Source organism: Vibrio paracholerae (assembly GCF_037672085.1).
GTDB classification, from domain to species: Bacteria; Pseudomonadota; Gammaproteobacteria; order Enterobacterales; family Vibrionaceae; genus Vibrio; species Vibrio cholerae.
In genome coordinates this window covers 2679235-2689271 of sequence record NZ_JBBHLM010000002.1, presented here as the reverse complement: position 1 = coordinate 2689271, position 10037 = coordinate 2679235, and the positions used below count along the sequence as shown (strand labels likewise).

The 10037-nt window shown below is 46.0% G+C and carries 12 protein-coding genes and 1 pseudogene; all 13 read left to right on the top strand.

Annotated elements, in window-relative coordinates; genetic code table 11:
- A pseudogene (gidA, locus tag R4537_RS17355) lies at window positions 1-555 on the top strand (tRNA uridine-5-carboxymethylaminomethyl(34) synthesis enzyme MnmG); the annotation flags it as partial.
- Entirely contained in the window at window positions 555-1187 is a 633-nt protein-coding gene (rsmG, locus tag R4537_RS17350; protein WP_001068945.1) for a 16S rRNA (guanine(527)-N(7))-methyltransferase RsmG, read from the top strand. The pseudogene gidA and the gene rsmG, both read left to right, overlap by 1 nt.
- A gap of 14 nt (window positions 1188-1201) precedes the next feature.
- The gene (locus tag R4537_RS17345; protein WP_000516546.1) at window positions 1202-1975 is read left to right on the top strand and encodes a ParA family protein; all 774 of its coding nucleotides are present in this window, start codon (window positions 1202-1204) and stop codon (window positions 1973-1975) included.
- Window positions 1976-2001: 26 nt separating this feature from the next.
- The gene (locus R4537_RS17340; RefSeq protein ID WP_071178284.1) at window positions 2002-2904 is read left to right on the top strand and encodes a ParB/RepB/Spo0J family partition protein; all 903 of its coding nucleotides are present in this window, start codon (window positions 2002-2004) and stop codon (window positions 2902-2904) included.
- Window positions 2905-3056: 152 nt separating this feature from the next.
- Window positions 3057-3461 (top strand): ATP synthase subunit I, encoded by a 405-nt coding sequence (locus tag R4537_RS17335; protein ID WP_071178283.1) that lies wholly within the window; start codon window positions 3057-3059, stop codon window positions 3459-3461.
- A complete protein-coding gene (gene atpB / locus R4537_RS17330; RefSeq protein ID WP_080483298.1) occupies window positions 3454-4278 on the top strand; it encodes a F0F1 ATP synthase subunit A in 825 nt (274 codons plus the stop codon). The genes R4537_RS17335 and atpB overlap by 8 nt, the downstream gene beginning before the upstream one ends.
- Window positions 4279-4322: 44 nt before the next feature.
- Window positions 4323-4538, top strand: a complete 216-nt coding sequence (gene atpE / locus R4537_RS17325; RefSeq protein WP_071178281.1) for a F0F1 ATP synthase subunit C — start codon at window positions 4323-4325, stop codon at window positions 4536-4538.
- Between the two features lie 64 nt (window positions 4539-4602).
- A complete protein-coding gene (gene atpF / locus R4537_RS17320) occupies window positions 4603-5073 on the top strand; it encodes a F0F1 ATP synthase subunit B (RefSeq protein WP_071178280.1) in 471 nt (156 codons plus the stop codon).
- Window positions 5074-5087: 14 nt separating this feature from the next.
- The gene (locus R4537_RS17315; protein WP_071178279.1) at window positions 5088-5618 is read left to right on the top strand and encodes a F0F1 ATP synthase subunit delta; all 531 of its coding nucleotides are present in this window, start codon (window positions 5088-5090) and stop codon (window positions 5616-5618) included.
- Between the two features lie 17 nt (window positions 5619-5635).
- A complete protein-coding gene (atpA, locus tag R4537_RS17310; protein WP_071178278.1) occupies window positions 5636-7177 on the top strand; it encodes a F0F1 ATP synthase subunit alpha in 1542 nt (513 codons plus the stop codon).
- A 34-nt stretch (window positions 7178-7211) separates the two neighbouring features.
- Window positions 7212-8075 (top strand): F0F1 ATP synthase subunit gamma, encoded by an 864-nt coding sequence (gene atpG, locus R4537_RS17305; protein WP_071178277.1) that lies wholly within the window; start codon window positions 7212-7214, stop codon window positions 8073-8075.
- Window positions 8076-8102: 27 nt separating this feature from the next.
- The gene (gene atpD, locus R4537_RS17300; protein ID WP_071178276.1) at window positions 8103-9506 is read left to right on the top strand and encodes a F0F1 ATP synthase subunit beta; all 1404 of its coding nucleotides are present in this window, start codon (window positions 8103-8105) and stop codon (window positions 9504-9506) included.
- 24 nt (window positions 9507-9530) lie between these two features.
- The gene (locus R4537_RS17295) at window positions 9531-9956 is read left to right on the top strand and encodes a F0F1 ATP synthase subunit epsilon (protein WP_071178275.1); all 426 of its coding nucleotides are present in this window, start codon (window positions 9531-9533) and stop codon (window positions 9954-9956) included.
- Window positions 9957-10037: the final 81 nt, after the last annotated feature.

Below are 10037 nucleotides of genomic sequence, written 5' to 3'. Positions count from 1 at the left end.
TTGACCGAAAAAGCGCGTGAGCTTGGCCTTGTGGATGATGCGCGTTGGGCGCGTTTCAACCAAAAAATCGACAACATGGCCAAAGAGCGTCAACGCTTGCAAGAAACTTGGATGAATCCAAACTCGGTTGGCGTCCAACAGCTCAATACTCTGCTGAAAACGCCGATGTCGCGTGAAGCCAGTGGTGAAGACTTACTGCGTCGCCCTGAAATGACCTATGAGCTGCTGACCACTTTGCCGGCGTTTGCCCCTGCTTTGGAAGATGCTGAAGCCGCCGAACAGGTAGAGATTCAAGTCAAATACGATGGCTACATTCAGCGCCAGCAAGATGAAATTGAAAAATCGCTGCGCCATGAACATACCAAGCTGCCAGCAGAGCTTGATTATAAGCAAGTCAAAGGGCTTTCAAACGAAGTGGTACTGAAACTGAATGCGGCTAAGCCAGAAACCATTGGAATTGCATCACGTATTTCAGGTATCACGCCTGCGGCGATTTCGATTTTGCTGGTTCACCTGAAAAAACACGGCATGCTGAAAAAGGGAGAAGCGGCGTAATGAATCCGTTACGAGTCAAACTCGACGCTCTGATCAGCAAAACCAGCTTAACGGTGACAGAGCAGCAACGTGAGCAGCTCGTTGGGTATGTGCAGCTGCTCGACAAATGGAACAAAGCTTATAACCTCACTTCCGTGCGCGATCCGATGGAAATGTTGGTGAAACATATTCTCGATAGTTTGGTGGTCAGTCCGCATCTGGTCGGTGAGCGCTTTATTGATGTGGGTACTGGGCCTGGATTGCCTGGGATCCCGCTTGCGATCATGCATCCAGATAAAGAGTTTGTGCTGCTTGACAGTCTCGGTAAGCGGATCCGTTTTCTAAAACAGGTGATCCACGAGCTCAAGATCAACAATGTGTTACCCGTACAGAGTCGAGTGGAAGAGTTTGATCCTGAATCCGGTTTTGATGGCGTATTAAGCCGCGCTTTTGCGTCGATGACCGACATGGTCAACTGGTGTCAGCATCTACCCAAACCGAATGGTGGGGTATTTTTAGCCCTCAAAGGAGTACGGCCTGATGATGAAATCACCCTACTCCCTGAGTGGTGTTCTGTGACCGATATCAAAGCTTTGCAAGTTCCTGAGTTGGAAGGTGAGCGTCATCTTGTAATCTTATCGCGCAAGGGATAACAGCGAGGCATACCGTGGGTAAAATCGTAGCAATCGCCAATCAGAAAGGCGGAGTTGGGAAAACAACAACTTGTATCAACCTGGCCGCCTCTATGGCCGCCACCAAACGTAAAGTACTGGTGGTCGATCTTGACCCACAAGGTAATGCCACTATGGCAAGTGGCGTCGATAAATATCAGGTTGACTCCACGGCTTATGAGCTTTTGGTTGAGGATGCGCCGTTTGACCAAGTGGTATGTCGCAAAACCACCGGTCACTATGACTTGATTGCCGCCAATGGCGATGTCACTGCGGCTGAAATCAAACTGATGGAAGTGTTTGCTCGTGAAGTGCGCCTAAAAAACGCACTGGCGTCAGTGCGTGATAACTATGATTTCATCTTTATTGATTGTCCGCCTTCTTTAAACCTTCTTACAATCAACGCCATGGCAGCCGCCGATTCCGTGCTGGTTCCTATGCAATGTGAGTATTTTGCGTTGGAAGGCTTAACCGCGTTAATGGATACGATCAGCAAACTGGCCGCCGTGGTTAACGATAACCTCAAAATTGAAGGTATATTGCGTACGATGTACGACCCACGTAACCGCTTGGCCAATGAAGTGTCTGATCAATTGAAAAAGCACTTTGGTAGTAAAGTGTATCGTACGGTTATCCCACGTAATGTCCGACTAGCCGAAGCCCCAAGTCATGGTAAACCAGCGATGTATTACGATAAGCAATCGGCCGGGGCTAAGGCCTATTTAGCGTTAGCTGGTGAGATGTTACGTCGCGAAGAGATTCCCGCATAAAACAACAACTATAGGAATTCGTTTACATGACTAAACGTGGTTTAGGAAAAGGGCTGGATGCACTACTCGCGACCAGTTCATTGGCTCGCGAAAAGCAGCAAGTTGCTTCACTCAGTCAGTCGATGTCGGCGGAAGGTGAGTTGGCGGATCTTTCCATCTCTAATCTCAAACCCGGTATTTATCAGCCACGTAAAGATCTTTCCCCCGAAGCTCTGGAAGAGTTGGCGGCATCCATTCAGTCTCAAGGTATTATCCAGCCGATTGTCGTGCGTCATCTGCCCACCGGAGGATATGAGATCATTGCGGGTGAACGTCGTTGGCGTGCCGCCAAACAAGCGGGGTTAAAGCAAGTGCCCTGTTTGATCAAGCAAGTGGAAGATCGTGGTGCGATCGCCATGGCATTGATCGAGAACATTCAGCGCGAAGATCTGAATGCGATGGAAGAGGCACAAGCGCTAGAGCGTTTACAAAACGAATTTAATCTTACCCATCAGCAGGTTGCGGAAGTGATCGGCAAGTCACGCACGACTGTGACCAATCTGCTGCGTTTGAACCAATTGAGCGATGACGTAAAGCGCTTATTGGAGACCAAACAGTTGGAAATGGGCCATGCACGTGCTCTTCTCAGCTTATCGCTGGAACAGCAGAAAGAATGTGCACAACAAGTGGTTAAAAAGCGTTTAACCGTTCGTCAAACAGAAGCTCTAGTGCAGCGTTGTTTGAATGGTAAGTCTGAACCTCTGATTCATAACGAGCCATTGACACAAGATGTAACTAAGCAATTAGATAATATCGCTCAGCGTTTACAAAAATGCGTTAAAGTAAAGCGTCAGGCCAGCGGTAAAGGGTGTGTCATAATTGATTTCTCAGACGAACAGCAATTGGTCGACTTACTGAAACAATTAGATACGATTCATCCTCGTGTATAGGTCACATAATCAGCGTTGAGCCTTGTAACTTAAATCCTTTAAGTTGAGTTTTTACAAGAGCTCTATATAATTTGCGTGATTTTTTTCACTTGCCTGTAAAGTTTTATTAACCTTTCAGTGCGAGTGATCGATAAAGAAAACAGGTACTTTTGATGTTTATATCGGCACAAAGTGAGCAGGCTAGGAAAGCATTTCGTGTTGTTCATTTGCAGCTTATTTTTGTGTTAATCATCGGAAGTATAACGTATGGGTATTTAGGGCCAGATCAAGCGCGCTTTATTGTTAAAGGTGGAGCGATAGCCTTGGTCGGGAATTATATCTATACGCTGTTTGCCTTCCTCCCAAAACCGACTGCTGACGGTAGCGTTATGCTGGGTTTTATTATGGTGGGGTGGGCATTTAAGCTGGTGTTAACTATAGGCTTGTTTGTGTTAACGTTTAATCTAACCGACATGCTCCATCCTGGAGCTATGATGTCAGGTTATAAGTTAACCATACTGGTGTTCTGGTTAGCGCCAATATTAATTACCGCAAAAAATGGGAACCACCATGGCTGATACTCCGAAGGAATATATTCAGCATCACTTGACCAGTGCGAAAGTGTGTTTGGTTGATGGTAACATCACCACTAACTACGACTGTGCAGATGTTGGGTTTTGGACGTTAAACTGGGATGCGTTACTGTTCTCAGTGGGTCTAGGCGTGCTGTTTTTGTGGTTGTTTTATCGTGTTGGGAAAAATGCAACCACGGAAGTTCCGGGAAAATGGCAATGTTTTGTCGAGATGCTTGTTGAGCAGGTCGATGGACTTGTCAAAGGAACTTTTCATGGCAAGGATAAATTGATCGCACCACTGTCGCTGACTATTTTCATCTGGATTTTCCTGATGAACTTAATGGACTTAGTGCCAGTTGACTACGTACCAATCGCGATGAGTCTTGCGGGTGTTGAGTACTTTAAAATTCTACCTACAGTGAATTTGAATATCACACTTGCAATGGCAATAGGGGTCATGATTCTAGTAATAGCTTACTATATTCGATTCCAAGGATTTAAAGGGTTTGTTAAAGCATTTACAATGCACCCTATTAATCATTGGTCAATGATTCCCTTCAATTTTGTCCTTGAGACGGTGTCATTTTTGGCAAAACCGGTATCCCTTTCACTCCGGTTGTACGGCAACATGTACGCAGGTGAACTGATCTTTATATTGATCGCTATCACCTACGGTGCTGGTGTTGTGCTAGGTGGATTAGGTGTTGTCGCGCATGTCATTTGGGCCATCTTCCATATTTTGGTTATTACACTACAAGCCTTTATATTCATGATGTTGACGATTGTTTATCTCAGCATGGCAAGTAATGACTCTCATTAAACTCTTTATTTAAACAACCCAATAAACTTGGAGATACATTTATTATGGAAACTTATTTCGTTGTCGCTCTACTACTAGGTATGTGTGCTCTGGCTACAGGTATTGGCTTCGCTATCCTAGGTGGTAAATTCCTTGAGTCTGTTGCTCGCCAACCTGAAATGGCTCCAATTCTACAAACTAACATGTTTATCATTGCAGGTCTGTTGGATGCGGTTCCTATGATCGGTGTTGGTATTGCGATGTATATGCTATTTGCATAACTTGTCCTTTTTGTCTCGCCCAGAACTGTTTGGGTAAACAGAAACAAAATAAAGGAGAGTTAGTGTGGATATCAATGCAACTCTGTTGGGCCAAACCATAGCGTTTTTACTTTTTGTTTGGTTCTGCATGAAGTTTGTCTGGCCTCCTTTGATGAGTGCCATTGAAGAACGTCAGAAAAAAATTGCTGACGGTTTGGCTTCAGCTGAACGTGCTGATAAAGCTCTTAGCTTAGCTAAAAGCAATGCGGCCGATCAGTTAAAAAGCGCTAAGCAAGAGGCACTCGTCATTATTGAGCAGGCAAACAAACGCAAAGCTCAAATTTTAGACGAAGCTCGTCAAGAAGCAGTATTGGAGCGCGAACATATATTGGCTCAAGGCCAAGCTGAGTTAGAGGCACAAATCCTGCGCGCTCGTAATGAGTTGCAGAAAGAAGTGTCGACGTTGGCTCTTTTGGCCGCTGAAAAAATCGTTCAGCGCACCGTTGATCAGGCTGCTAATCAAGACATACTTGATAGTATTTCTGCGAAATTATAAAGGAGGGCTTTTGGATGTCTGATGTGACAACGATTGCTCGTCCATACGCTAAGGCGGCTTTTGGTTATGCTAAAGATTTCGGCGTAGTTGAGCAATGGTCAGCGATGCTTGATTTGGCAACCCAAATGTCTTCTGTTCCTGAATTATCTTCAGCAGCATTCAGTCTACAACCGCAACAGTTGTTGCAAGTGTATCAGGACGTTGCTGGTGAGCATTTCGATCAACCTATGTATAACTTTCTCATGGTGTTGATGGAGAATCGTCGAATGGCAGTGCTTACAGAGATAAGTCAGCAATTTCAGAAGTTAGCGACATCCTCTTTGGGTATCAAAGAGGTTGATGTGGTTTCTTCCTCTACGTTGAGTGATGTGCAGGTTACCCAATTAACCCGCAACTTAGAAAATCACTATAACTGTCAGGTGAAACTGAATTGCCGAATCGATAGCAACCTTATTGGCGGAACTGTTATTCGAGTGGGTGATAAAATCCTCGATAACTCGTTATTGGGTCGTATTAATCGTCTGAAAGACGTGATGAAGTCTTAATTAGGGGAATTGGAGCAATGCAACTTAATTCCACGGAAATCAGCGACATCATTAGAAAACGCATTGAAGGCTTCAATGTTGTTTCCGATGCTCGCAACGAAGGTACTATCGTTTCGGTCAGCGATGGTATCATCCGTATCCACGGCCTAGCGGACGTGATGCAAGGTGAAATGATTGAGTTACCGGGCGGCCGTTACGCGTTAGCACTGAACCTTGAGCGTGACTCGGTCGGTGCTGTGGTAATGGGACCTTATGCTAATCTTTGTGAAGGTATGAAGGTTACTGGTACTGGCCGTATTCTTGAAGTGCCTGTTGGTCCTGAACTGCTAGGTCGTGTAGTTAACACTCTGGGTGAGCCGATAGATGGCAAAGGTCCAATCGAAGCCAAGCTGACGTCTCCTGTTGAAGTGATTGCACCGGGTGTTATCGATCGTAAGTCTGTTGATCAACCAGTTCAAACTGGTTATAAATCAGTTGACTCGATGATTCCCATCGGCCGTGGTCAGCGTGAACTGATCATCGGTGACCGTCAAACAGGTAAAACTGCCTTGGCGATTGATGCGATCATCAACCAGAAAAACTCTGGTATTTACTCTATCTATGTTGCCATCGGCCAGAAAGCATCAACCATTGCGAACGTAGTTCGTAAATTGGAAGAGCACGGCGCAATGAAAAACACCATTGTTGTGGTGGCTTCAGCGTCTGAATCTGCTGCACTGCAATACCTCGCGCCTTACTCAGGCTGTGCGATGGGTGAATACTTCCGCGATCGCGGTGAAGATGCGCTGATTGTGTACGATGACCTGTCTAAACAGGCTGTTGCTTATCGTCAAATCTCACTGCTTCTGCGTCGTCCACCAGGCCGTGAAGCTTTCCCTGGCGACGTGTTCTACCTCCACTCTCGTCTACTAGAGCGTGCAGCTCGTGTAAACGAAGAGTACGTAGAGCGTTTCACTAAGGGTGAAGTGAAAGGTAAGACCGGTTCTTTAACCGCTCTGCCAATCATCGAGACTCAAGCTGGTGACGTATCGGCATTCGTACCGACCAACGTAATCTCGATCACTGATGGTCAGATCTTCCTACAAACTGAACTGTTCAACGCGGGCGTACGTCCAGCGGTTGACCCAGGTATCTCAGTTTCTCGTGTAGGTGGTGCAGCGCAAACCAAGATCGTTAAGAAGCTCTCTGGTGGTATCCGTACTGCTCTGGCTGCTTACCGTGAACTGGCGGCGTTTGCTCAGTTTGCCTCAGATTTGGATGAAGCGACCAAGCGTCAGCTTAGTCATGGTCAGAAAGTGACGGAACTGATGAAGCAGAAACAGTATGCACCGATGTCTGTCTTTGATCAGGCTCTGGTGATCTTTGCTGCGGAACGTGGCTATCTGAAAGACGTAGAACTGAACAAGGTTCTCGACTTCGAAGCTGCTCTACTATCGTATGCTCATACTCAATGTTCTGAATTTAAATCAGAAATTGACAAGACTGGTGCTTACAATGATGAGATCGAAGCGAAGCTGAAAAAGCTGGTTGAAGATTTTAAAGCAACTCAGACTTGGTAATTACAAGCGCGATTGTAATTAACGGAGAGTAACGATGGCCAATACAAAAGAGATTCGCAGTAAGATTGGCAGTGTGAAAAGCACTCAAAAGATTACTAAAGCAATGGAAATGGTAGCGGCTTCTAAAATGCGTCGTACACAAGATGCAATGGAAGGGCCGCGCCCGTATTCAAAAACAATTCGTAAAGTGATTGGTCATTTAGCAAACGGTACTCTGGAGTTTAAACACCCGTATTTAGAGGAACGTGAGGCTAAACGTGTTGGGTATATCGTAGTTTCAACGGATCGCGGACTGTGCGGCGGCTTAAACATAAACATGTTTAAAAAAGCGGTTGTGCATATGAATGAATTTTCTAAGCGTGGCAGTGAAATTGATATAGTTGTGATTGGAAGTAAAGGTAGTGCCTACTTCCGTAGTATAGGTGCTAGGATCATCGCACAGAAAACTGGGCTCGGAGACGAACCTGAGTTGAATGATTTGATAGGTTCCATCAACGTGATGTTAACCAAGTACAAAGAAGGTGAGATCGATCGTTTGTATCTAGTCTACAACGAGTTTATTAACTCGATGACACAACAACCTAAGATGGATCAACTATTGCCTTTGCCGAAAGCGCAAGATGAATCAGAGTTCCAGCATGCGTGGAGTTACACGTTTGAATCTGATCAAAACCAACTGCTGAATACCTTGATGGTGCGATATATCGAATCACAAGTTTATCAAGCAGTGGTGGAAAATTTAGCGTGTGAAATGTCTGCTCGTATGGTTGCCATGAGAGCAGCATCAGACAATGCGGGTAATCTCATTGATGATTTACAACTGGTTTATAACAAAGCTCGTCAAGCAGCGATAACTCAGGAATTGTCAGAGATAGTGAGCGGCGCATCGGCAGTATAAAGGCATAAACAAACTAGAGGATTAACGATGGCTACAGGTAAGATCGTACAGATCATCGGTGCGGTAGTCGACGTAGAGTTCCCACAGAGCGAAGTACCAAGTGTTTACGATGCTCTGAATGTTGTGGACTCCAAAGAACGTCTGGTTCTGGAAGTTCAACAGCAGCTAGGCGGTGGCGTGATTCGCGCTATCGTTATGGGTAGCTCGGATGGTTTACGTCGTGGAATGACAGTACAAAACACTGGCGCTCCAATTTCAGTACCAGTAGGTACTAAAACCCTAGGTCGTATCATGAACGTGCTTGGTGATGCGATTGACGAACGTGGCGACATTGGCGCAGAAGAGGTGTATTCAATCCACCGCCCTGCACCAAGCTACGAAGAACAGTCTAGTGCAACTGAACTCTTGGAAACGGGTGTTAAGGTTATCGACCTGATCTGTCCGTTTGCGAAAGGCGGTAAAATTGGTCTGTTCGGTGGTGCGGGTGTAGGTAAGACCGTTAACATGATGGAACTTATCAACAACATCGCGCTACAACACTCAGGTTTGTCAGTTTTTGCTGGGGTAGGTGAGCGTACTCGTGAGGGTAACGACTTCTACCACGAAATGCAGGAAGCGGGCGTTGTAAACGTTGAACAACCAGAACTCTCGAAAGTAGCGATGGTTTACGGTCAGATGAACGAGCCACCAGGCAACCGTCTGCGTGTAGCACTGACCGGTCTGACCATGGCGGAACGATTCCGTGATGAAGGTCGTGACGTACTGCTGTTTATCGACAACATTTACCGTTACACCCTAGCGGGAACGGAAGTATCTGCTCTGCTTGGTCGTATGCCATCAGCGGTAGGTTACCAGCCAACACTGGCTGAAGAGATGGGTGTTCTGCAGGAGCGTATCACGTCAACCAAGAAAGGTTCTATCACCTCTGTACAAGCGGTATACGTACCTGCGGATGACTTGACTGACCCATCACCAGCAACCACGTTTGCTCACTTGGATGCAACCGTTGTTCTGAACCGTAACATCGCTGCTATGGGTCTATACCCAGCGATCGACCCACTGGATTCGACTTCACGTCAATTGGATCCACTGGTTGTTGGTCAAGAGCACTACGATGTGGCGCGTGGCGTGCAAGCAACGCTACAACGCTATAAAGAGCTGAAAGACATCATCGCGATTCTAGGTATGGACGAACTGTCTGAAGCGGACAAGCAAGTGGTTGCTCGTGCGCGTAAGATCGAACGTTTTCTGACTCAGCCTTACCACGTAGCAGAAGTCTTTACTGGCGATCCAGGGGTATACGTACCTCTGAAAGAAACCCTGCGTGGTTTCAAAGGTCTGCTGGCAGGTGACTACGATGACATTCCAGAGCAAGCGTTTATGTACTGCGGTACGATTGACGATGCTATCGAGAATGCGAAGAAGCTGTAAAGCACAAATCTCCAAGGAGGCTTTATGACGTCATCAGTAACGTTTAACTTGGATGTAGTGAGTGCCGAAAAGAAAATTTTTTCTGGTTGGGCTCGCTCGATTCAAGTATCAGGTGAAAGCGGAGATTTGGGCGTTTTGGCCGGACACCTACCACTACTGACCTTTATTCGGCCCGGTATGGTGCGTATTGTGACTAACAAAGGAGAGGAAGAAATTATCTATCTCTCTGGTGGTATTCTTGAAGTGCATGCAAAAGATGTCACTATTTTGGCTGATACAGCAATTCGAGCGGAAGAGTTGGATCTGGCGAAAGCTGAAGAAGCCAAACGTGCAGCAGAAGAGCTTATGACTGAACAGCACGGTGATGTGAACTTTGCTCACGCTTCCAGTGAACTGGCAAAAGCGATTGCTCAGTTACGTGTTATTGAACTGATCAAAAAACGTCGTTAGTGTAATACCAACTTAAAAAAGCCTGACTTATGTCAGGCTTTTTTGTCTTTTGTGCACCGCTTATCGGTAAGAGAGTGTGAC

Excerpts from the sequence above, each read along its gene's own strand:
- rsmG (WP_001068945.1), top strand. The coding sequence starts at position 555 with ATGAATCCGTTACGAGTCAAACTCGACGCTCTGATCAGCAAAACCAGC.
- atpB (WP_080483298.1), top strand. The coding sequence starts at position 3,454 with ATGGCTGATACTCCGAAGGAATATATTCAGCATCACTTGACCAGTGCG.
- atpG (WP_071178277.1), top strand. The coding sequence starts at position 7,212 with ATGGCCAATACAAAAGAGATTCGCAGTAAGATTGGCAGTGTGAAAAGC.
- R4537_RS17340 (WP_071178284.1), top strand. The coding sequence starts at position 2,002 with ATGACTAAACGTGGTTTAGGAAAAGGGCTGGATGCACTACTCGCGACC.
- atpE (WP_071178281.1), top strand. The coding sequence starts at position 4,323 with ATGGAAACTTATTTCGTTGTCGCTCTACTACTAGGTATGTGTGCTCTG.
- R4537_RS17295 (WP_071178275.1), top strand. The coding sequence starts at position 9,531 with ATGACGTCATCAGTAACGTTTAACTTGGATGTAGTGAGTGCCGAAAAG.
- atpA (WP_071178278.1), top strand. The coding sequence starts at position 5,636 with ATGCAACTTAATTCCACGGAAATCAGCGACATCATTAGAAAACGCATT.
- atpD (WP_071178276.1), top strand. The coding sequence starts at position 8,103 with ATGGCTACAGGTAAGATCGTACAGATCATCGGTGCGGTAGTCGACGTA.
- R4537_RS17315 (WP_071178279.1), top strand. The coding sequence starts at position 5,088 with ATGTCTGATGTGACAACGATTGCTCGTCCATACGCTAAGGCGGCTTTT.
- R4537_RS17335 (WP_071178283.1), top strand. The coding sequence starts at position 3,057 with ATGTTTATATCGGCACAAAGTGAGCAGGCTAGGAAAGCATTTCGTGTT.